Annotated in this window: 19 protein-coding genes; 3 read left to right on the forward strand and 16 right to left on the reverse strand. The window is 67.3% G+C overall.

The window, feature by feature from the left end; translation table 11 throughout:
- Positions 1-45: 45 nt before the first annotated feature.
- The 7 genes from ASF63_RS13270 to ASF63_RS13300 all read right to left on the reverse strand — a co-directional run bounded on the left by ASF63_RS13270 (position 46) and on the right by ASF63_RS13300 (position 8,268).
- The gene (locus ASF63_RS13270; RefSeq protein WP_056514689.1) at positions 46-1,083 is read right to left on the reverse strand and encodes a LacI family DNA-binding transcriptional regulator; all 1,038 of its coding nucleotides are present in this window, start codon (positions 1,081-1,083) and stop codon (positions 46-48) included.
- Between the two features lie 23 nt (positions 1,084-1,106).
- On the reverse strand, positions 1,107-1,622 hold the full coding sequence (locus ASF63_RS13275) for a gluconokinase (RefSeq protein ID WP_235560788.1): 516 nt from the start codon (positions 1,620-1,622) through the stop codon (positions 1,107-1,109).
- A complete protein-coding gene (manD, locus tag ASF63_RS13280) occupies positions 1,619-2,857 on the reverse strand; it encodes a D-mannonate dehydratase ManD (RefSeq protein ID WP_056514692.1) in 1,239 nt (412 codons plus the stop codon). The genes ASF63_RS13275 and manD overlap by 4 nt, the downstream gene beginning before the upstream one ends.
- 29 nt (positions 2,858-2,886) lie before the next feature.
- Positions 2,887-4,692 carry a beta-glucuronidase gene (gene uidA, locus ASF63_RS13285; protein ID WP_056514695.1) on the reverse strand — a complete coding sequence of 602 codons (1,806 nt, stop codon included), beginning with the start codon at positions 4,690-4,692 and terminating at the stop codon, positions 2,887-2,889.
- Between the two features lie 78 nt (positions 4,693-4,770).
- On the reverse strand, positions 4,771-5,598 hold the full coding sequence (locus ASF63_RS13290; RefSeq protein ID WP_056514990.1) for an SDR family NAD(P)-dependent oxidoreductase: 828 nt from the start codon (positions 5,596-5,598) through the stop codon (positions 4,771-4,773).
- A 27-nt stretch (positions 5,599-5,625) separates the two neighbouring features.
- Positions 5,626-6,996, reverse strand: a complete 1,371-nt coding sequence (locus tag ASF63_RS13295; RefSeq protein ID WP_082478131.1) for an MFS transporter — start codon at positions 6,994-6,996, stop codon at positions 5,626-5,628.
- Between the two features lie 27 nt (positions 6,997-7,023).
- A complete protein-coding gene (locus ASF63_RS13300; RefSeq protein WP_056514696.1) occupies positions 7,024-8,268 on the reverse strand; it encodes a glycoside hydrolase family 1 protein in 1,245 nt (414 codons plus the stop codon).
- A gap of 100 nt (positions 8,269-8,368) precedes the next feature.
- Here ASF63_RS13300 and ASF63_RS13305 point away from each other — a divergent pair, with 100 nt between their 5' ends.
- On the forward strand, positions 8,369-8,983 hold the full coding sequence (locus tag ASF63_RS13305) for a TetR/AcrR family transcriptional regulator (protein WP_056514697.1): 615 nt from the start codon (positions 8,369-8,371) through the stop codon (positions 8,981-8,983).
- Here ASF63_RS13305 and ASF63_RS13310 read toward each other — a convergent pair whose 3' ends face one another.
- The 7 genes from ASF63_RS13310 to uxaC form a co-directional block, all read right to left on the reverse strand.
- Entirely contained in the window at positions 8,984-10,450 is a 1,467-nt protein-coding gene (locus ASF63_RS13310) for a glycoside hydrolase family 43 protein (RefSeq protein WP_056514701.1), read from the reverse strand.
- Entirely contained in the window at positions 10,447-11,271 is an 825-nt protein-coding gene (locus ASF63_RS13315; protein WP_056514704.1) for an ATP-binding cassette domain-containing protein, read from the reverse strand. The genes ASF63_RS13310 and ASF63_RS13315 overlap by 4 nt, the downstream gene beginning before the upstream one ends.
- A complete protein-coding gene (locus tag ASF63_RS13320; RefSeq protein ID WP_235560789.1) occupies positions 11,268-13,091 on the reverse strand; it encodes a dipeptide/oligopeptide/nickel ABC transporter permease/ATP-binding protein in 1,824 nt (607 codons plus the stop codon). The genes ASF63_RS13315 and ASF63_RS13320 overlap by 4 nt, the downstream gene beginning before the upstream one ends.
- Positions 13,088-14,029: an ABC transporter permease gene (locus ASF63_RS13325; protein ID WP_056514708.1), complete on the reverse strand. Its 942-nt coding sequence runs from the start codon at positions 14,027-14,029 to the stop codon at positions 13,088-13,090. The genes ASF63_RS13320 and ASF63_RS13325 overlap by 4 nt, the downstream gene beginning before the upstream one ends.
- Before the next feature lie 55 nt (positions 14,030-14,084).
- Positions 14,085-15,644 carry an ABC transporter substrate-binding protein gene (locus ASF63_RS13330; protein ID WP_056514710.1) on the reverse strand — a complete coding sequence of 520 codons (1,560 nt, stop codon included), beginning with the start codon at positions 15,642-15,644 and terminating at the stop codon, positions 14,085-14,087.
- A 131-nt stretch (positions 15,645-15,775) separates the two neighbouring features.
- Positions 15,776-17,074, reverse strand: a complete 1,299-nt coding sequence (locus tag ASF63_RS13335) for a mannitol dehydrogenase family protein (protein ID WP_056514711.1) — start codon at positions 17,072-17,074, stop codon at positions 15,776-15,778.
- Positions 17,071-18,468, reverse strand: a complete 1,398-nt coding sequence (gene uxaC, locus ASF63_RS13340; protein WP_056514716.1) for a glucuronate isomerase — start codon at positions 18,466-18,468, stop codon at positions 17,071-17,073. The genes ASF63_RS13335 and uxaC overlap by 4 nt, the downstream gene beginning before the upstream one ends.
- A 141-nt stretch (positions 18,469-18,609) precedes the next feature.
- Between uxaC and ASF63_RS13345 the strand changes: the two genes are divergently transcribed.
- Positions 18,610-19,644, forward strand: a complete 1,035-nt coding sequence (locus ASF63_RS13345; protein ID WP_056514717.1) for a LacI family DNA-binding transcriptional regulator — start codon at positions 18,610-18,612, stop codon at positions 19,642-19,644.
- Between the two features lie 27 nt (positions 19,645-19,671).
- Here the strand turns inward: ASF63_RS13345 and ASF63_RS13350 are convergent, their stop codons facing one another.
- Positions 19,672-20,079 (reverse strand): tautomerase family protein, encoded by a 408-nt coding sequence (locus ASF63_RS13350; protein ID WP_056514719.1) that lies wholly within the window; start codon positions 20,077-20,079, stop codon positions 19,672-19,674.
- Between the two features lie 176 nt (positions 20,080-20,255).
- Here ASF63_RS13350 and ASF63_RS13355 point away from each other — a divergent pair, with 176 nt between their 5' ends.
- On the forward strand, positions 20,256-21,704 hold the full coding sequence (locus ASF63_RS13355) for a sugar porter family MFS transporter (protein ID WP_235560790.1): 1,449 nt from the start codon (positions 20,256-20,258) through the stop codon (positions 21,702-21,704).
- Positions 21,705-21,842: 138 nt separating this feature from the next.
- On the opposite strand, the gene ASF63_RS13360 is transcribed toward ASF63_RS13355, so the two are convergent.
- Positions 21,843-22,709 carry a sugar phosphate isomerase/epimerase family protein gene (locus ASF63_RS13360; RefSeq protein WP_056514724.1) on the reverse strand — a complete coding sequence of 289 codons (867 nt, stop codon included), beginning with the start codon at positions 22,707-22,709 and terminating at the stop codon, positions 21,843-21,845.
- Positions 22,710-22,711: the final 2 nt, after the last annotated feature.

Consider the following 22,711-nt stretch of genomic DNA (forward strand, 5'->3'; position numbering starts at 1 on the left):
ATTGCCAATCGAATGTGAGGACCTGCGCCGTGCGTCGACCGGCGCTCAGCTGCGAGGAGCGGAGCCCGTGCTTCCTCGCACGATGAGGGTCGTCGCGAGAGGATCGTCGCTGACCGGCTCCGTGGCGTCCCCCAGGGCGTCGAGCACCTTGCCGACCGCACGCTCTCCGGCCAGCTGCAGCTGGGCACGGACGGTGGTCAGTGCGGGGACGATGAGCTCGCTGCCGAAGATGTCGTCGAACCCCGCGATGCTCAGGCCGTCCGGTACGGGGATGCCTGCGGCTGTCGCCGCCTGGATCAGGCCGATCGCCATCAGGTCGTTGAAGGCGATGACAGCGGTCGCTCGTGACGCCTGCACTCGGCGAAGGGCTTCGCGCCCACCCTCGATCGTCGGCGTGTGCGGACCGATCTCGACCACCGCCAGGCCGCGCCGTTCGGCGGCATCGAGCATCGCTTCCCACCGTCGTCGACTGATCCATGACGTCTCAGGACCGGAGAGATACGCGATCGAGCGGTGGCCCAGATCGGCAAGGTGGGCGACGAGATCCGAGACGCCCTGATCTACCTCGGGAAGGACACCGACGACACCGTCGACCTGACGATTGATGAGGATGACGGGCTTGCGCTCCGCCAACCGCAGGATCCGCTCGTCAGCCAGACGGGTCGTCGCCAGGATCAGGCCGTCGACGCTCGGCAGCAGCCGCGAGACCGCCTCGGCCTCCGCCTCACCGGACTCCTGCGATTCGGCGATCACCAGCGTGTACCCCGCAGCTGCGGCGGTGTGCTCCGCGCCGCGGACGATTCCGAAGATCACGGGGTTGGTGATGTCGGCCACCATCAGTCCGATGGTGTGGCTGCGTCCGGTCGGCAGGGCGCGCGCCATCGGATTGAACTGGAAGTCCAGCCGGTCGGCCGCAAGGCGAATCCGCTCCTCCGTCTTCTTGCTTATGCGACCGGGCTTGCTGAGCGCACGAGACACCGTCGACGGGTTCACGCCGGCGAGCTCCGCGATGTCGTAGATGGTCGCGGCGCCGCCGCGTCGCCTGATGCGCTCCGCGAGTTCGCCGGGCAGATCGTCGTCCATGGTTCCTCCCAGCTCCCAGCGTGTCATGTCCGGCGCGATTCGAGCCATTCGACGGCGGTGCGGGCGAGTTCCGCGGGCGGCCGAGAGACATCGACGACCACTCCGGTTTCGTCTGCGTCGAGCATCTCGAGGGTGTCGAGCTGCGATCTGAGGAGCGAAGGCGGCATGAAGTGATCTGTCCGGCCGGTCGCGCGTTCTGCGAGCAGAGCGTCGTCGCCGTGCAGGTGCACGAAGACGACGCCCGGCACCCGCTCGCGAATCCGATCCCGATAGACCCGCCGAAGAGCCGAGCACGCGATCACTGCCCCCGAACCCGACCGCGCGGCGAGTTCATCGCTCACGCGGTCGAGCCACGGCATCCGGTCGTCGTCCGTCAGCGGCGTGCCCGCACTCATCTTCGCCCGATTGGATGCGGGATGCAGGTCGTCCGCGTCGAGGAACGCGAGGCCGAGATCTGTCGCGAGCAGCCGCCCCACGGTCGACTTGCCCGCAGCCGACACCCCCATCACCACGATCTGGGGCGATGCGTGTGCGCTCACCAGTCGTGGACAGTGCCGTCGAGCAGCCGGTTGTACGGCAGATACGCCTGCTCGTACGGGTACTTGCCCGCCTCGTCGACGTCGAGATCGACACCGAGACCGGGCTTGTCACCGGGGTGCAGGTAGCCGTCGGTCCAGGTGAAGGACTGCTGGAACACCTGGTCGGTGCGCGAACCGTGCTGCATGTACTCCTGGATGCCGAAGTTGTGGATCGCGAGGCCCAGGTGCATCGCCGCCGCCATGCCCACCGGCGAGATGTCGGTCGGGCCGTGCATGCCTGACTTGATCTGGTACATCGCGGCATAGTCGAGCGTCTTCTTCAGCGCGCTGATGCCGCCCATGTGGGTGACGGCCCCGCGGACGTAGTCGATCAGCTGATCGCGGATGATGTCCTTGAAGTCCCAGACCGTGTTGAAGATCTCGCCGATCGCCAGCGGCGTCGTGGTGTGCTGACGAACGAGGCGCAGCGCCTCCTGGTTCTCGGCGGGCGTGCAGTCCTCGAGCCAGAACAGGTCATAGGGCTCGAGATCCTTGCCGAGACGTGCGGCCTGGATCGGTGTCATCCGGTGGTGGCCGTCATGCAGCAGCGGGATGTCGGGGCCGAACTCGTTGCGCACGGCCTCGAACACACCCGGGAGGTGGTTCAGGTACGCGCGGGTGTCCCAGTCCTCTTCCACCGGCTTCGCGCCGCGGCGGGCCGGCTCGTGGTCGTACCGGGCCTCTCCTCCGCCGGTGTCCGCCGATTGCGAGGCGATCCCGTAGATCGCCTTGAGCGTGGGCACCCCGGTCTGCACCCGGATCGCCTTGTATCCCTGCTCCTGATGAGCACGGATGGAATCGAAGAGCTCGGGGAGTTCCTTGCCCGAGGCGTGCCCGTAGGCCATCAGACCTTTCCGACTGGCTCCGCCCAGCAGCTGGTACACAGGGAGCCCTGCGACCTTGCCCTTGATGTCCCACAGCGCCATGTCGACCGCGGCGATCGCCGCCATGGTCACGGGTCCGCGACGCCAGTAGGCGCTGCGGTACAGGAACTGCCAGGTGTCTTCGATGCGCGACTCATCGGCGCCGATCAGCAACGGCACGACGTGCTCGGTGAGGTAGGCGACGACGGCGAGCTCGCGCCCGTTCAGCGTCGCGTCGCCGAGACCCGTCACACCGTCTGCGGTCGTGATCTTGAGTGTGACGAAGTTGCGGTCGGGACTCGTGACGATGACGTCTGCCCTGTCGATGGTCATGTGTGTCTCCTGGTCGTGAAGGCGGTCGGTCAGGCGTCTGCGCTGGCGTCCGTGCCGGGCTTGCGTCCGTCGAGTCCGCGCCATCGCTGACGCAGCGCGAAGGCCGCGGACTTCGGCCGGCGCTCACGGGTGAAGATCCCCTTCTTGTTGCCACCCACCCGGTGCAGGCCGTTGGTCGTGGCGAAGTCCGCGAAGTTCCAGATCTGCTCGCCCACGAACTGCGGGAAGCGATCGAAGACGCGGTGGTACATCGCGAGCAGGTCGGTCTGGTACTCCTCGGTCCACACCTGGTCCCAGACCGAGTGCAGCCCCGGCATCGTGTCTGCGCCGTATTCGAGCATCATGATCGGCTTGCCGGTGCGATCGATCCAGCCCTGGATGTCGCCCTGCAGATACATCTCCGCCGTGGCGAGATCGCCGGCGTTGATGTACCAGCCGTAGTAGCGGTTGAGACTCACGACGTCGAAGAGATCGATGATCTGGTCATTCTTGAAGGTCGCGAACATGACCATCGAGTAGGTGATCGGGCGCGTCGGGTCGAGCTCGCGCACCAGATTCACGAGCGGCTCGAAGTACTCGCGTGCACCGTCTTCGTTCGAGGCGGGCTCGTTGGCGATGCACCACAGCACGACGGACGGGTGGTTCTTGTCGCGTCCGATCAGCTCACGCAGGTGCTGCGCGTGCGCGGCGTGCGTCTCCGCCCCCGCATACTGCTCCGAGAAGGTGGGGAACGGCGGCGTGCCGCTGAGACCGCCTACGACGCCCATGTTGAGACCCACTGCCGCGGTCTCGTCGATCACCAGGATGCCGTGGCGGTCGGCGAAGTCGAGGACGTCCTCGGCATACGGGTAGTGCGAGGTGCGGAACGAGTTCGCGCCCGTCCACTCCATCAGCTGGAAGTCGTGCACCATGTACGCGTCGTCGTGCCCCTTGCCGCGCACGAAGGTGTCTTCGTGCTTGCCGAAGCCGGTGAAATAGAACGGCTCCCCGTTCACCAGGAACTCCTCACCGCGCACCGCCACCGTTCGCACACCGACGGCCAGCGAGTACGTGTCGAGCACAGTCTCGGCGTCGACGGCCTCGACCGTCAGTTCGTAGAGGTAGGCGGCGCCCGGCTTCCAGAGCACGACGTCTGCGATCTCGAGACGCCCCTCCGGACCGGAAGACGTAGCCACGACGCTGCCGGTGGCATCCGCCAGGCTGACACGCACGTCGGCACCGCCGACCGTTTCGACGCGGTAGTCGACGAAACCGGTCGAGCCCTCGAAGGTCGTCACCACCGTGACGTCGTCGACGTGCACCTGCGGCAGCGAGTACAGCGACACCGACCGGGCGAGGCCGGCGTAGTTGTAGAAGTCGTGGAAGTAGGTCTGGGTCTTGGCGCCGGTCATGCCGACCTCGATCTTGCCCGGCGGGATCGTGGTGTTGCTGAGGTCGGGGCTGACCGCGACCGTGAGCCGGAACGCGGTGCCCGGCTTCACGACATCGGTGACGTCGATGTCGAACGGCGTGTACCCGCCGATGTGACCTCCGACGAGCTGGTCGTCGACATAGACCTTCGCCGAGTGCGTTGCCGCGTCGAAGCGCAGCAGGATGCGCTCCCCCGCCCAGCCGCGCGGCACCTGGACGGACCGCTGGTAGTAGACCCAGCCGACGTGGTCGCGAATGGCCGGATCGGTGAAGAGATCGTTGTAGCTCGCAGGAACGGCGGCTTCGAGAGGCGTGTCGAGGCCTGCGAGCCAGGGCTCCTCCGGGAGGCGGGAGTCGATTCCGAACTTCCAGACTCCGTCGAGCTTGACGAGGTCACGGGTTGCGGTGGCGATGGGCTTGAGCATCAAGGGCCTTTCGTGCGCTTCTTTGCGTTCTTGGTTTCAGTACAGCAGAGTTCAAGGGAAATGGCAACCGATTGCCAGTCAGATGGTCTCGCCGGCATCCGCGAGCAGCGTGCTGCCGGTCATGACCATCGAGAGGTCGCTGGCACAGAACAGCACCACACGGGCGATGTCATCGGGGGTCCCCTGGCGACCGATCAGGCTCTGAGACATGGCCGCCGGCATGGTGGAAGGATCGATGCCGGCCGCCGCCATCTGCTCCATCGCCGCGGCCGCCATCGCCATGTTCCCCTCGGTCGGCACATAGCTGGGGGCGACGCCGAGCACGCGGATGCCCTGGGGCGCGAGCTCCAGAGCGAGCTGCTTCGTCAGCCCCCGCACCGCATGCTTCGACGAGACGTAGGCCGACAGGCCGGGGGCGGTCCCCCGGAAGCCCGCGGTCGAGACGATGTTGACGATGACGCCGCCCTGCGGCATACGACGGGCCGCTTCGCGTGCCCCATTGCGCACACCCCGGGTGTTGACCGCGAAGACCTGCTCCCAGGTCTCGTCGCTCATCTCGAGAAGGGACTCGCTGGGGAAGATCCCGGCGTTGTTCACCCAGATGTCCGGGGCGCCGACGTCGGCCGCTGCGGAGTCCGTCGCCGCGACGACCGATGCGGAGTCGGTGACATCCATGCGTACACCCACCGCCCGCACCGAGAAACGTTCGGCGATCTCGTCTGCCGCCGCTCGCGAACGGCCCTCGTCGAGGTCGGCGATCACGATGCTCGCACCGGCTTCGGCGAGTCGATCGGCGACCGCTCGGCCGAGACCCTGGGCGCCGCCCGTGACGAGCGCGGTGCGGCCCGCCAGATCGATCAGCGAGGCGAGGGGGGTCGATGAGACATCAGGGAAGGGAAAGGACATCATTGCTCCGTTTCGAATGGGCGGTGATCAGCGGACGCTGCGCACCGAGAGGGTGATGACGAGCCCGCCGGCAAAGGCGAGCGCGGCAGCGAGGAGGTACAGCGCGGTGAAGTTCTCGGCGCCGACGCCGGCGCCGGCGCCGATCGCCAGCACTGCCCCGCCGAGCACCGGCGCGAAGACGCCCGGGATCTTCTGGGCGAACAGGGCGATGGCCATGTAGCGCCCCGCCTCCCTCTCGCGATCGGGAAGCACATCGAGCAGCAGCGCCTGGGCGACGGCCGAGAAGGTTGCGATGCCGAGGGAGTTCAGCAGGGTGCCCACCATGAGCGTCGGCAGGTCGTGGGCGAACGCCGAGACACTGCATCCCGCCGCGAAGAGAACGGCGCCCGCGAGGATGAACGGCTTGCGCCTGCCCACCCGATCGCTCAGCCATCCCCCGCCGAGCGAACCGACCGTGGCCGTGACGATGCTCGACGCCGAGACGATCGCGAGCACTCCGGCGACATCCGGCACGCGCAGCTCGAGGCGCTGGGCCACGAAGAACACGGTGAAGCTGGTGGTGAGGGTCAGCCCCGAGAAGAAGATGAAGCGGCCGAGCCAGTTCCAGGCGAAGTCGGGGGCTTTGCGCGGATCGAAGCCGTAGCTCCGCAGCAGTCCGCCGACCGTCAGCCGGCGGTCGAGCACCATTCCCCTGCTGTCGGGATCGCGCACGACGGCGAGGAACGCGACCACCAGCACGACACCGACCGCCGCGGGCAGCGCGAAGACGAGGAGCACCTGGTCTCGGAAGAATCCGACGAGGATGATGCCGACGACGGGCGCGACCTGCATCGTGACGCCCGTGAGGCCGGAGACGCGACCGCGTTGATGCGGCGGCAGGCGATCCGCCTGCCAGTTGCCGAGCGAGGCGGCCGCGGTTCCCCACCCGACGGTCGAGAGCGTCCATCCGATCGTGAGCACGCTGAGATTCGGGGCGAGTGCCATGACCGGCACCGAGGCCGCGCCGATCAGCAGACCGATCACGGTGAAAGGACGCCGCCGCCCCCAGCGGCTGCGCAGGCGATCACTGAGGATGCCGGTGAGAGGAGCGAGCACGAGCGTGGCCGCCGAGCCGACCGCGAGGACGATGCCGAGGGCTTCGGTGCGCCCGGGGGCCAGTTGGTCGAGTCGCACGGCCAGCGAGTAGGCCATCGGCACGATCATCGCCATGCCGGCCCCGAAGGTCGCGGCGACGAGCAGCACGATCGATCGCAACGGGACATCACCCGCCACGCCTCCGCCGGAGGACTCCGGAAGAGGCGCGGCGAGAGGCTGCGGGAGCGCGAGGTTGCCCTCGGGAACGCGCCCCGCAGCCTCCGCAGGGCCTTCGCCCTGGGGATCGTCGACGTCGACGGTCATCTGCTCGGCCTCTGTGTGCGGCTTCTGTCAGGCCAGACCGTTGCGCTTCGCGACCTCGCCCAGCCAGCCGAGGCTCGGCTTGGGCGTGCGCACGAACGTCTCACGATCCACGGCGATCAGGCCGAAGGTCGGAGCCCAGTGGCCCCACTCGAAGTTGTCGAGCAGGGTCCAGTGCAGGTACCCGCGCACGTCGATGCCCTCGTCGATCGTGTCGGCGAGTCCGCGCAGCGCCTCATCCGTGTACCGGATCCGCTGGGTGTCATCGGCCGTGGCGATGCCGTTCTCGGTCACGATCACGGTGACACCCTCGGAGACCTCCCACGCATGGCGCACGGCCATGGCGAGCGAGTCCGGGCGGAACGCGGTTCCGACAAGCGTGTTGTCGGGGTGCGGGGGGTGCGGAACCAGACCGTTCGCATCGACCTCCTGCGACGAGTACGCCTGCACGCCGACGAAGTCGTCGCCACGGGAGCCCTCCCAGTAGACGTCTTCCTTGCCGTAGCGGATCTGCTTCAGCTTCTCCTCGCCACCGGGGGCCGCGGTGAGAGCGCCTGCGGCGATGGTCCAGCCGACCTTCGCGTTCGTGCGGGCACGCACGATCTCGCGGGCGGCGTGGTGGATCTCGACGAACGCGCGGCCGATCTCGGGGTCTGCGTCCTGCAGGAACGAGCCGTGCTGCTTCTTCTCGTCCTTCTTCTCCGCGGGTGCCTCACTCTCGGCCGCGTCCGCCTCGACCGTGGGACTCTGCCACTGTCCGCCCTGAGCGGCCATGCGGCGCATCGCCGTCATGATGGCCGCCTGCATGTTCGGCTCATTCATGGTGGCCACCCACTCGACGCCGTCGAGGATCGTGGTGGCCTGGGTCACGAAGCTCAGGAAGCGGTCTTTTGCCTTCGGCGACGTCCAGCCGCCGTCATTCGCGAACCAGCGCGGAGTGGTGAAGTGCTGCAGGGTGACGAACGGAGTGACACCGCGCGAGAGGCAGTAGTCGATCACACGGCGGTAGTGCGCGAGCTCTGCGCGAGAGAACTGGCCTTCGACCGGCTCGATGCGCGACCACTCCAGGCTGAAGCGGTAGGTGTCGAGGCCGGCATCGGCGAGCAGGTCGATGTCCTCGCGGAAGCGGTGGTAGCTGTCGACGGCGTCGCCGGAGGGCTCCATGCCCGGCATGGTCAGCTCGCGCTCCCACCAGTCGCTGTTGACGTTGTTGCCTTCGATCTGGTGTCCGGCGGTGGCGGCGCCCCAGAGGAAGCCGGTGGGGAAGTTCGTCATTGAGGGATCCTCTCGATCGTGAGCAACCGTGACAACCGATTGCCAGCTAACGGTAACATAAAATAGTAAGTCCTCACTATTTTTATCGCCGGAGGTATCGATGGCCCAGTACGCCAAGACCGCAGCGGTCCGCCGCGGCATCCTGGATGCCTGCCTCACGATCTTCGGCGAGTCCGGGTTCCACGGGGCCTCGATGGCCGAGATCGCTCGTCGGGCGGGCATCAGCCACACCGGGCTGCTGCATCACTTCCCCCGTAAAGAGGACCTGCTCATGGCCGTTCTCACGCTGCAGGACGAGCGCAGCGCCGACTACCTCGCACGCAACGAGGTCTTGAGCACCGGAGCCGATCCGCTCGATGTGCTCCGCGGCATGGCCACGACGTTGATCGAACGGGATCAGCGCGTCGGCCTGGTGGAGCTGAGCGCCGTGCTCACCGGTGAGGCAACGGCGCCCGCTCACCCGGCGCACGACTACTTCGAGACGCGCTACCGCAACATCCGCTCGTTCGTGACCCGCCTGTTCAGCCGGCTCGGCGATGAGGGGCGCCTGTCGACGGACCTGCCCCCGGCACACCTCGCAGCGATCACCATCGGCGCGATGGACGGGCTGCACACGCAGTGGCTCTTCGACCGTTCGGCGATCGACGTCGATGCGTGCGTCACGTCGCTGATGTCGACCTTCGTGCCTGAGCTGAAGCCCGACGCGCAGGACTGATCACTCCGCAGCAGCACCCGACTCGTACTCGAACCTGCTGACGACGACCTGCTCTCCGAGAGCCTCGACACCGATGACCCGTCCCGTGAAACCACCTGCGACCTCGGTCGACAGATACCGACCGTCGAGGGTGGCGAGCTCGACGAAGCCCTCCGCCGAAGAAAGACCGGCGCGCAGCAGGTCGGGACCGCGACGCGCGCCGCGCTCAGCTTCGAACTCCGTGGCTCGGATCTCGAGCACCGCATCCGCCAGAGCCTCTGCCCGCGCGACCACGTCGCTCAGCGGCCCGATGACGATGCGTGCGCGCACCTCTGCGCCGCGGCGTTCGATCAGCAGCTGGTGCGCGTCATCCATGCGCACCGAGAGCGCGACGTCACCCGTAGCGTGCAGGCGGGCCGACCAGAGCTCATCTTCGGCGCGCACCGCGAGCAGCCTTTCGGCACTCTCGGCGAGCGCGTCCCTCCCCCGCTCGAGGAGCAGGCCGTCGGTGCTCGTGCGGGCGAACGACGACGGCGAGGTTCCCGGCGAGATCCACCGCGGATGCAATGACTCGTCCTTGAACTCCTCGACGAACGAGGTCTTCGCGAGCGGGACGTCGTAGCGCTCCTCGTCGATCACCGGCCAATCATCGACCCAGTCCACCCCCGCGAGGAACGTCTCCCGCCCGTTGGTGTGCCAGCGAGGGAAGGTGCCGCGCGGCCGCGTCGCGAGGAACACGAGCGCCCACGATCCGTCGGCGAGCTCGACGAGATCGGAGTGCCCCGTCGACTGCACGGCCGCGCTCGTGCTGCGGTGGGTGAGGATCGGGTTCGTCGGTGCGGGCTCGAAAGGTCCGCTGATGCTCGACGAACGCGCGATCGTCACCATGTGGCCGGGCCCGGTGCCACCCTCGGCGACGAGCAGGTACCACCACTCTCCGCGGCGGATCAGATGCGGTCCTTCGGCGTGCGCTCCGCCGGTTCCCGCCCACAGCGACCGCGGCTCCGACAGCACCTCGCCGGTGAACGGATCGATGACCGCCTGCGAGATGCCCCCGCGCATCACGTCGCTCCAGGTCACGAAGCAGGTGCCGTCGTCGTCCCAGGCGATGTCGGGGTCGATGCCGATGAGTCCTGCGACATAGACGGGTTCGCTCCACGGGCCTGAGGGGTCGTCGGCATGAGTCAGGATGTGACCGCGGCCGACCTCGTGGATGTTCGTCGTGATCATCCAGAATCGGCCGTCGTGGTGCCTCAGCGTCGGAGCGTAGATCCCGCCGCTGGCACCCGCGAGTCCGGTGCGCACGTCGAGGTGCTCCGGTCGGTCGAGGATGTTGCCGATCTGCGTCCACGAGACCAGGTCACGGGAGTGGAACAGCGGGACGCCCGGCGAGTACTCGAAGCTCGAGTTCGCGAGGTAGTAGTCGTCGCCGACGCGGCAGATCGAGGGATCCGGGTGGTAGCCGGGGATGATCGGATTCTGGGTCATGATGCCTCCATGATGCGGCGGCGCTCGAGTCGCCGCTCGCGCTGACGGGCGGGGTCGGCGACCGGCGCCGCGAGCAGCAGCTTCTGCGTGTAGGGATGGTCGGGGGTCGAGGTCACATGCTCGGCAGGTCCCGTCTCGACCAAGTCGCCGCGGTACAGCACTGCCACCCGGTGACTGATGTGGCGGACGACGGAGAGATCGTGCGACACGAAGAGATAGGCGACCCCGGTCGCCCGCTGGATCTCGACGAACAGATCGAGCACGCGCGCCTGGGTCGAGAGGTCGAGGGCAGACACCGGCTCGTCGCACACGATCAGGCGAGGCTCGGGAGCCAACGCGCGCGCGATGGCTACCCGCTGACGCTGACCGCCCGAGAACTCCCGGGGCAGCCGCTCGACCGCATCCGAGGGCAACCCCACCTGGTCGAGCAGGGTCTTGACCCGCGAACGGGCATCCTTCGCCGTCGCGCCCTGGATCACCAGCGGCTCGGCGAGGATGTCTCCGATCGTCATCGAGGGGTTGAGCGATGTGTACGGGTCTTGGAACACCACCTGGATGTCGCGAGACAGGCGACGTCGATCGCGAGGTGAGATCCCGGCGATCGACGTCCCGTCGAACCGGATGTCCCCGCCGGACGGCTTCACCAGGCCGAGCACCGCGCGTCCGATCGTGGTCTTACCCGATCCGGATTCGCCGACCAGGCCCAGGGTCTCCCCCGGCGCGACGTCGAGCGAGACGCCGTGCAGCACCTCCACCGGTTTGGCCCGCCATCCCCGTCCGGGGAAGGCGACACGAAGCTCATCGACCTCGAGGAGGCTCATCGCTCGGTCCTTTCATCGGGGGCGGCGACGGGCGGATCCGTGCGGACCGTGCTCTCGTCGAGGATCGCACCGAGCAGCATCTTCGTGTACTCGTGCGTCGGGTGCGAGAACACGTCCGCAGCCGTGCCGGACTCGACGATCACGCCGTTCTGCATGACCGCGATGCGATCGCAGAGGTCGGCGACGACGCCGAAGTTGTGCGTCACCAGGAGGATCGCCATGTCGAGCTCGGACTGCAGATCTCGCAGCAGGTCGAGGATCTCGGCCTGCACCGTGACATCGAGTGCGGTCGTCGGCTCGTCGGCGATCAACAGCTTCGGCCGACTCGCGACCGCGCCCGCGATCAGCACACGCTGCGCCATGCCACCCGAGATCTGATGGGGGTACGAGTCGAAGGTGCGCTGCGGGTCGGCGATGCCCACCCTCTCCAGCAGTGCGAGCACGCGAGCGGATGCCTCTGCGCGTGTCACGCCGAGCGCCGACCGCACGCCCTCGACGAGCTGTGCGCCGACCTTGTAGGACGGATCGAGGTTCGACATGGGTTCCTGCGGGATGTAGGCGATCTCCTTGCCCCGCAGCGGACGCATCTGGGCGTCCGTGAGTCCGACGAGCTCGCGCCCGTCGAAGCGGATCGACCCGCGGGTGATCACCGCCTCGTTGGGCAGCACCCCCAGCGAGGCGAACGCGGTCTGCGACTTTCCCGATCCGGATTCGCCGACCAGCCCGACGATCTGCCCACGGGCGATCGACAGGTCGACGCCGCGCACGACCTCGTTCAGGCCGCCGCTCGGTCGCGGATAAGCGATGGCGAGGTCGTTGATCTCGAGCAGCCCCGTCCGCGCGGCCGTCGCCTCTCCGGCGCTGTCGAGCACACGCTGACCGCGACCCACCTTGGCGGGCTTCGGCATGGACCCCTCGAGGATGTCGCGCAGAGCGTTGCCGAGCAGCACGAGCGAAGCCGTGATGACGCCGAGCAGCAGGCTTGGCCAGAGGAACTGCGTCGGAGCGATGTAGAGGTTGCGGAAGCCCGAGGAGATCATCGAGCCGAAGCTCGGGATCTGCAGCGAACCGACGCCGAGGAACGCCAGACCCGACTGCACGGCGATCGCGGAGCCTGCCATGAAGGCCGCGGCGATGATGATCGGCCCTCTCACGACGAAGAGCACATGGCGACCGAGGATGCGCAGGTTGCCGAGTCCCGACACCCGGGCGGCATCGACGTAGAGCTCGTTCTTCACGCCGAGCACGAGGTTGCGGACGATGCGGTAGATGCCCGGCGACAGCAGCACGCCGAAGATCAGCATCGTGAAGCGGTAGTCGCCCCCGGTGACCGGCATCAGGATGATCAGCAGCAGGATGCCGGGGAAGGTCATGATGAGGTTGAACAGCCACTCGGTGGTCGCTCGCGTCACGGTTCCGAAGTAGCCGCCGATCAGGCCGGCGACGACTCCGACGAGCAGAGCGACACCGGCCCCGATCAGAGCCGAGATCGCTGCCGTGTTGATCGAGTGGAGCAGCCGCGAGAGGATGTCGCGCCCGGCTTCGTCGGCACCGAGCAGGTACCCCGGCGTGCCGACCGGCGCGTTGATCATCGAGAGCTCGGCGTCGTTCGGGCCGTGCGGCGCGAGCCATGGTGTGAGCAGCCCGAGCAGGAAGATCACCGCGAGAAGCCCGAGTGTCACGACCGCCTGCGGGTCGCGCAGGATGCGGCGCCAGGTCGACGTGCGGGTCTTCGCGGCGTTCTCGAGGGTGACGAGCAGCTCGGTGCTGGGAGGCGTCACTGTGCCGGTGTTGGTCTGGGGTGGGCGTTCGTCGCTCAATGGACTCTCGCTTTCGGGTTCAACCAGCCGTTGGCCAGGTCGGTGAGGAGGTTGACGACGGTGACGAGCAGCACACCGAAGGCGGTGATGCCCATGATCACGGGGATGTCGCCCTGAAGAGAGGCGTTGAACGCGAAGCTGCCGTAGCCCGGCAGAGCGAAGACGTTCTCGATGATGAGCGCACCGCCGAACATCTGGATGAACTCCAGCGACATCACCGTGAGCGCCGGGCTCGCGGCGTTGCGCAGCGCGTGCTTGATGACGATCGACGTCGTCGACGATCCCCGCGTGCGCAGGGTTCGGATGTAGTCGCGACGAAGCTCGTCGATCATGCGGCCACGGACCTGAGCCGCCATGTTGGCCACACCGCCGATGGTGAGCACGATCACCGGGATCGTGATGCTGCGCACCCATGCAGCGGGATCTTCCGCGAACGGAGTGAATCCCGTTGCCGGAAGCCACTTGAGCTGCACCGCGAACACGACCACGAGGACGATCGCCAGCAGGAGGCCGGGAACGATGTAGCCGATCAGGGAGATCCCCTGGGCGATGCGGTCGACGATCCCGCCGCGCGATGCCGCCCAGACTCCGAGGAAGACGGAGAGGATGACCGTCAGGATCAGCGCCGGGACGATGATCGAGAGCGTGACCGCGAGCCGCTGCAGCACCGACGGACCGACCGGCAGTGAGGTGTACACCGAGACACCGAAGTCGCCCTGCACCGCGTGGATCAGCCAGTCGAAGTACTGCACGAGGACGGGTCGATCCCACCCCTTGGCAGCGATCAGATCGTCGACCACCTCGGGCGTCGCCGACGTACCGAGGATCGCCTGAGCCACGTCGCGGAACGAGGTGCTGAGGAGGAGGAAGGTGATGAGGGTGACCAGTATCGCGAGCACGATGCCGGCGCCGAGTCGGCGGAGGATATAGCTGAGCATCAAGAGACTCCTGGTGTGCGGTGGGGATGCGGCGGACCGCACCCCCACCCGTCACTCACTCGGTGACGTCGAACTGTCGGATGGTTGCGAGGGTGTTCGCCTTGCCGACGTAGGTGATCCCGTCAGCGGTCGCCCAGGTCGCGCCGATGTAGGCGATGGGGGCGACGAGCGCCTGATCCACGACGTACTGGTTCAGCTCCTTGTAGACGGGGAGAGCATCCGCGAAGTCGACGGTGTTGTTGATCTCGTCGAAGTAGCCGTCGAGCGTCGCATCGGTGTACCCGGTCGGGTTGCCGAAGCCGGCAGCACCGATCGTGGTCGCGAGGTCAGCGGAATCGGAGTTGAATCCGAGGATCTGGTAGTAGAGCCCGTAGTCGCCGGAACGAGCAGCCGCCTGGGCCTGCTGCGGCGGAACGGTGACCCACTCGAGCGTGAGGCCGATGTCTGCGAACGCCTGCGTCAGCACGGGCTCGATCGTGGTGCTGAGGAAGGTGCTCGGGATCTGGAAGGTCTCGCCGGCGTAGCCCGCCTCTTCGACGAGCTCCTTGCCCTTCTCGGGGTCGTACTCGTACTCGTCGTTCAGCTTCTCGTCGTAGACCTCGCCGAACGGGCTGACCAGCTGCGTCGTGGCGATGCCGACCCCGCTGAAGATGCCCTTGAGCACGCCCTCGCGGTCGATCGCCATGTTGATCGCCTGACGCACCTTGACATCACCGAGCGCCGGGAACTTCTCGCCGGCGCGATCGAGGATGTTGAGGTACCCCACGGCCACCGCATCGTTCACCGTGATGGTGAACTTGCTCGAGTCGAGCTGCGAGACGACCTGCGACTGCACGGTCGCCGCGTTGAGCTCGCCCGCCTGCAGTGCGTTGAGCGATGCCGTCGGGTCCTGCAGCACTTTGACGGTGAGCGTCTTGAACGGCACGTTGTCGGCATCCCAGTAGTCGTCGCGCTTGACGAGGACGTAGCTGCTGCCCGGGACGGTCTTCTCGACATCGAGAGTGAACGGGCCGGAGCCGACCGGATCGGTGGCCGTGCGCTCTTCGTCCATGGTCGCCGGGTCGCCGATGGCACCGGGGCCCTGGGCGAGGTTGTCGAGGAACTGCGGGTCGAACGCCGAGAAGGTGATGACGACGGTCTTGTCGTCCTCCGCGACGACATCCGCGACCGCGGCGAGGCGGCTCTGCACAGCCCCCGGAGTGGCCTTCGAACGCAGCAGCGTGGCAGTGACGGCGGCAGCATCGACCGGGTCTCCGGAGCTGAAGGTCATGCCGTCACGCAGAGTGAGGGTCAGCTGGGTGCCGTCTTCGTTGTACTCCCACTTCTCCGCGGCGCCGGGAAGCAGCTCCCCTGTCTCAGGGTCCTTGCGCAGCAGGGTGTCGAGGACCGAAGACCAGACGAACATCTGCTGACCGTCGACGATCTGGGCGGGGTCGAGCGAGTTGGGGGCCGACACCGCGGCGACCGCGAGGTCCTTCTCGACGACGGCGGTCGTATCGCCCTCGTCCTCGGGGGTGCTGGACGAGCAGCCGCTGACGACGAGCGCCGTGATCAGCAGCGCGGCGGGCAACGCGACGCGGCGCCCTACGCGGGTGTGCTTACGGGTGTTCCACATTGTTCATACTCCTTTGGATGAAACGACTTGATGCGCAACCGCTTGTCAGTGAGGGTGAAGCGGACGAGGACGGCGGCGTCTGGTGTCAGTAAAGCAGGGTTTTGGACGAATGACAACCGATTGCCAACTTGTTACCGAAGTGTGAGATCGTCGACCGATCGTCGGCTAGCGAGCACCGCTTCGACGAACCCCGCGTCAGCGCCGAGCACGGGGCTGAGGTCGGCTATCGTGCTTTCGACGGACGAGCGGTCAGTTCCCCGTCCGTCGATCGCCAGCCATGCGGCGACGACCTTCGCACACGCGTCGGCGGAGCGTCCCGCGCTGCGTTCACGCTCGGCCACCGGCACGATACGCACTCGCATCTTGGTATCGGCGTCGAGACCGATCTGCGCGAGGAGGTGCCGGATACGAGGGTTTCGGAAGCGGTCAAGAAGCGCCAGTCGGTACTCCCGCAGTCCGAGTTCCGGGGGAAGATGTCGGCAGGCTTCGTCCCAGTACGCCTCGACAGCACGAAGACAGTCCGCGTCTGCGATGGCGTCGGAGACGGTGTGATGTCCGTGAAGCCGACCGAGCGAGGCGAGAAGGGTGTGAGCACCGTTCAGCAGCCAGAGTTTTCGCGCCTCCCACGGTTCGAGCTCATCGGTGAAGCGCACTCCCGCGGCCTCCCACTGCGGTCGGCCCGCGGGGAACTCCCCGGCGATGACCCAGTCGGAGAACGGCTCGGTGACGACCGGTGCGCGATCTCCGTAGCGCTCCGCGAGCTCAGCCACCTCATCGCCCGAGAGTCGAGGCGTGATCCGATCCACGGAACTCGACACGAACGACACGTGGGCATCGATCCAGTCGACGAGACCTGGCACCCCGGCTGCCACGGCGCGGACCGCATGTCGGAGCACTTCCCCGTTTTCAGGCAGGTTGTCGCAGGAGACCAGCGCGATCGCCCCGGAGTCCGCGCGGCGGCGCGCCTCGAGACCGAGCACCAGACGACCGATCGCGGTGACAGGGCGCACGCTGGCGAGGGCCTCGCCGACCGAGTCTGCGAGCAGGGTTCGATCGAGAGACGCCTGCTCATCGGCGTAGGCGGCCTCGGTGATCGTCAGACTGACGATGCCTGTCGTGGGAGCGGCGACGTCATTCACGAAGGACGGGATGTCGGTGCCCGGATGGGCCCGGACGATGCTGCCGATCCGTTCGGCTTCGTCGCCTGCCGGCGAGCGCACGATCAGTGTGTAGAGGCCGTCCTGGGCGGTGAGGTCGTCTGCGAGTCCCGCGCTTCGTCCGGTGTACGCCGCGATCCCCCATTCAGCCGCGTCCGACGCGTGGGCCGTGTACCAGGCCAGATGCGAACGGTGGAAAGCGCCGAGCCCCATGTGGACGATTCGCACGGGCGGGGCCGGCGACTCGCGCACTCCGAGTGTCGTGCCGCTCACAGCTTGAACACCCGCTTCGGCTGCGGACCGACGATGTCGTCGATGATCGTGGCCGCCGATTCTTCGCTCACCCGGCCCTCGACCACGAGGCGGGCGAGGAATGCGGCATCCGCTCGACGCGCGGTGTCGTGCCGGGCGGGGATCGAGAGGAACGCGCGGGTGTCGTCGATGAAGCCCGACCCCCGTGAGAATCCTGCGGTCTCGGTCACGGCCGACCGGAATCGGGCCACGGCGTCGGGCGCGTCGAGGAACCACCACGGAGCCCCGATGTAGACGCTCGGGTAGAAGCCCGCGAGCGGCGCGACCTCCCGCGAATAGACGGTCTCGTCGACGGCGAACAGCACGAGATGCAGATCGCGCTCGAGCCCGAACCGCTCGAGCAGCGGCCGCAGACCGCCGACGAAGTCGGTGCGCCGGGGAATGTCGTGGCCCGTGTCGGGCCCGAACCTGCCGAACGTCTCCGCATTGTGATTGCGGACCACGCCCGCATGGATCGTCATGACCAGACCGTCGTCGACGCTCATCCGGGCCATCTGCAGCAGCATGTGGGCGCGGAAGGCGTGACGATCGGCCGCATCCGCACCCCCGGTCAGGACACGGGCGAACAGCGCCTGCCCCTCGACGGCATCGAGATCGAGGGTGTCGGGCGCCTCGACGCCGTGGTCGGCCGAGACGGCTCCGTGCTCGATGAAGTACCGCCTCCGCTGTTCGAGCGCTGCGAGGTAGCCGGCGAATGTACTCGGCTGCCCGGTGGCCTCGAGCAAGCGCTGCACGTTCTCGGCGAAGCCCGCGGCGTCCGGGTCGAGGTAGCGGTCGGGCCGGAACGTGGGCACGACCCTGCCGACCGCACCCTCGGCGGTGAGCGCCGCATGCCCTGCAAGGTCGTCGAGCGGATCGTCGGTCGTCGCGAGCACCTCGATGTTGAAGCTCTCGTAGAGCGCGCGCGGTCGCATGCTCGGATCGGCGAGCTTCGCGGCGATGTGATCGTAGGCATCGTCTGCCGTTGCGGCCGTGAGCGGCGTCCGCAGATCGAGCACGTTCTCGAGCGACTCGCTCAGCCAGTACCCCGACGCAGTGCCCGCGAACAGGGTCCACCGTTCGGCGAACAGCCGCCACACCTCGCGCGGGTTCGCTGTCGCCCCACCGACGCCGAGCTCATCGAGTCCGATGCCCGAGGCATGCAGCAGCCTGGTGACGTAATGGTCGTGCGTGATCAGCAAAGATGCCGGGTCGGCGAAAGGACGATCGTCGACGAGCCACTCCACCGGCACGTGGCCATGCGGGGAGACGATGGGCGCAGCTGAGACGCTCTCGTACAGGGATCGTGCGACGGAACGCGTCGCCGGGTCGGCAGGAAGCAGGCGGTCGCGGTCGCGGCGTTGCGGCTGGAGCATTCCTCTATCAGACCGGTTCCCATCGATTTTGTCAATCGGTTGCCAAAGGCACCCAGACCGTTGTGCACCCGCGCGAAGCGACTCCTGCCCTACGATCGAGGAACCGGATGCCGGTCGCCACGATGGAGGGGAAGACACTCGATGTCGCCAGACGAGACACACGCATCCGACGAGGCACCGGATGATGACGGACGCTCGGCTCGCCGACCCACCATCTACGACATCGCGCAGCGGGTCGGCCTCAATCCCTCGACGGTCTCCCGCGCTCTGAACAAGCCGGGCCGCACGAACGCAGCGACCGAAGAGAAGATCCGCGCGGCGGCCGCCGAGCTCGGCTACCGCGCCAACCCCATGGCACGGGCACTTCCCACCGGCCGGTCGGGCACCTACGCCGTCGTCCTCCCCGACATCACGAACCCGGTTCACTTCGAACTGATCCGCGGCGCTGAGCAGGTCGCCCGCGCCGGCGGCTTCACCCTCGTCGTGTCGGAGACCGAAGCCAGAGCAGACATCGAACGGGAGACCATCGAGGCTCTGCAGCCTTCTGTCGACGGTCTGCTCGTCGTCGCCTCGCGCCTCGACGATGCAGCCCTCGCAGACCTGGCTCGCGTGAAGCCGATCGTGGCGGCCAACCACTCGGCGCCCTCGCTGCCGAGTGTGATTCCCGACCTGGCGATGGGGCTGACCGCTGCCATGGATCACCTCCGCGATCTCGGACATCGATCCGTGGCCTACCTCGGCCTGAGCGGCCTGCAGATCAATCGCTCCCGGTGGGAGCTCACGCTCGACCTGGCGACGTCGCGTGACATCTCTCTGGTGGAGATCGCCGTGGAGGCCCCGACCGTAGAGGCAGGGGCGGATGCACTGCGGCGCGTGCGCGCCAGCGGCGTGACCGCCGTTCTGGCCTACAACGACCTGGTCGCTCACGGTCTGCTCCGAGCGGCCCGCAGCGCCGGCCTCACTCTGCCCGAAGCCTTCAGCGTGATCGGGTTCGACGACATCTTCAGCGCCGAGCTCGCCGTGCCGGCGCTCACGACGCTCCGCTCGCCGCTGCGCGAGATCGGCACACGGGCGATGGAGACACTGATCGACCCCGAGCGGAATCGACTCCCGTCGAAGGTCGTGCTGCCGCTCGATCTCGTCGTGCGCGAGTCGACCGCGCGACCCGTCGAGTGAGGCCCCACTCCGCCGAATGCCCTGCGGTCAGGCCGCGGGAGCGGCAGAAGGCACGGCGAGCTCCCCGGTGAGGTACTGCGCGCGCCCGAAACCGAACGACCAGTCCTGAGGGCCGTTCTCGACGTACCCGATGAAGACGTCCTCGCCCGCGACACCCACCGCAGCGAGTCGGGCTGCGATCTCGGCGTACAGGTTCTGCTTCATCTGGTCGCTGCGCCCGCGCTGGGTGAAGATCTGGATGATCACGGGATCGGTCCGATCGAAGCCGAGGCCGGCGTCCTCCGCGATGATCGTGGTCGCCGATCGCGAGGTGACCACCTGGAATCGGTCACGGACCGGAATGCCGTACACCTCGACGATCGCGTCGTGGATCGCTTCCGAGATCTCCTGGGAGTTCGAACGGGTGTCGCTGTGGTCGATACGTACGAGTGGCATGATTCCTCCTGAGGATTTGTCCTGACATTCTCACATTTCCCGGATCGGTTCGTCAAACTCTTGCGCCCGATCTTTCATCCATGCAAGAATGTCTTTACATGGAACCCCGTGTTGTGTTCCTCACTCTCACTCGCCGCAGCCCACCGCGCGGCGATTTCACGCAAAGGAGCGTCTTCGTGTCGAATTCCCGCATCACCAGACCGTCGTCGGTTGTGACCGGCGGCACCGCAGGGCGGGGGTTCCTCGCTCGCCTCACGGTGATCTCCACCCTCGGCGGCCTGCTCTTCGGTTACGACACCGGAGTCATCTCCGGTGCGCTGCTGTACATGCGAGATGACCTCGCGATGTCCACGGGAGAAGAGGCCTGGGTCGTCAGCGCACTCCTCTTCCCCGGCGCCGCCTTCGGCGCGCTGCTGGGTGGGCGCATCGCCGATGCGCTCGGGCGCAAGCGCAGCCTTCTCGTCTGCGCCGTGATCTTCCTGATCGGAGCCATCGCCTGCGCGATCGCCCCGAACGTCACGATCATGGTGATCGCGCGCATCTTCCTCGGGTTCGGAGTAGGCGCCGCCGCCGTGGCGTGCCCCCTCTACCTCGCAGAGATGGCGCCGGCCGACAAACGCGGCCGCATGGTCACGATCAACGAGCTGATGATCGTCACGGGTCAGCTGCTCGCCTTCGCGATCAACGCGCTGCTCGCCGTGCTGATCAGTGACACGCACGTCTGGCGCATCATGCTGGCGGTCGCATCCGTGCCCGCGATCATCCTGCTCGTCGGCATGCTGCTCCTGCCCGAATCGCCCCGCTGGTTCGGCGCCCGAGGCCGACTCGATGAGGCACGACTCGTGCTCAGCAAGAGCCGCACTCCCGACGAGGTCGAGACAGAACTTGCCGAGATCGCGCAGAACGCGAGCGTCGAGGGCGATCAGCGTCGCCACGCGTGGCGGGCGCTGCGCGACAACCGCTGGATGCGACGGCTCCTGTACGTCGGCTTCGGTCTCGCGACGGTGCAGCAGGCCACCGGCATCAACACGGTCAACTACTACGCTCCCAGCATCCTGACCCAGACAGGTCTCGGCGACCAGGCCGCCCTCATCGCGACGATCGGCGTCGGGCTCACCAGCGTCATCATGACCATCGTGGGGATCTGGTTGATCGGATTCATCGGACGACGCAGGATGCTGGCCATCGGATTCAGCGGCGTGGTCGGCTCGCAGATCGTGCTCTCCCTGGTCTTCCTGCTGCCCGAGTCGGATGGGGTCAGCTACCTGATTCTCGCGGCGATGATGCTCTTCGTCGCCTTCGTCCAGGGCTTCATCGGCACCGTCGTCTGGCTGCTGCTGAGCGAGATCTTCCCGCTCGCGATCCGAGGTCTCGCCATGGGTCTCGCCGTGTTCGTGCTGTGGACGGTCAACGCGTTCATCTCCTTCGTGTTCCCGCAGATCGTCGAGGGCATCGGATCCACCTGGACCTTCGCTCTGTTCGCGGCGATCAACGCCGTATCGCTGTGGTTCGTGCTGACGCAGGTCCCCGAGACCAAGGGCCGCTCGCTCGAGACGCTCGAGACCGACTTCCGCACCCAGGCGATCCGCACCATCCCTCGTCGGGAGCGCCTCGCGGGTCGTTGATGCATCGCCTCTGAGAGGGGGTGGGGAGCCTGACCGGCTCCCCACCCCCTCTCTTCGTGCGCCCTGGCCATGGAAAAGCCCCCTCCTCGAGATCGAGGAGGGGGCTTGTCTGCGCGATGCGCGGCTCGTGCGCGGGACTCAGCCGATCAGCTCGCGCAGCCTCTGCAGCTGGAAGCGCGAGACCTCGTCCGCCCGCTCATCCTCGGCGAAGACGTTCGAGACCAGCAGCGCATCCGGGTGATCGAGATAGCCGGTCGTCCGCAGCGTGTCGAACAGCTCGATCCAGTTCACGTCGCCGTCACCGATCTGCAGGTGCTGGTGCACGCGGGCCGCATTGCCGGGCGGGTTCGAGATGTAGCGCAGGCCATGAGAGCGATGGTGGTCGAAGGTGTCGGCCGCGTAGACCGCGCCCAGTCGCTCACCGATCTCGGGAAGCAGGGTCGCCGCACGGTCGCCGTAGTGGAACGTGTGCGAGGCGACGTACACGAATCCGACGGCCGACGAGTTCAGCCCGCGGATGACCCGCCAGGCCTCGAGCCCGTCCTCGACGAAGTCGTCGGGATGCGGGTCGATGTTCAGCCGCACCCCCTCACGCTCGAGCAGGGGCAGCAGCTCTTCCATCGAGCGGTAGAACGCGTCCTCACTCTCCTCCTGGAGCTCCGGTCGACCCGAGAACTCCGTATTCAGCACCGGGGCGTCAAGAGCGACGGCCAGCTCGATGATGCGCCGCATGTTGCGCACGGCCGCTGTGCGCTCCGCCTCGACGGGAGACGAGATGCGCTGCACCGGGAGCAGCGCGGGGATCGTCACACCGGCGTCCGCCGCGCGCTTCTTGAGCGCGGCGGCGAGCGCGTCGTCGGCCTTCGGATGCCGGAAGAACGGAGCGAAATCGGCGTGCGGCGTGAGGTGCAGATGCTCGTACCCGAGACGCGCGGCGACGTCCGGGAAGTCGAGGAGCGCGTGATCGTGGTGGTACGGCGTGGGGTCGAGTGCGATGCGGACCATGT

Origin of the sequence: Microbacterium sp. Leaf320 (assembly GCF_001423485.1) — a bacterium.
Classification (GTDB): Bacteria; Actinomycetota; Actinomycetes; order Actinomycetales; family Microbacteriaceae; genus Microbacterium.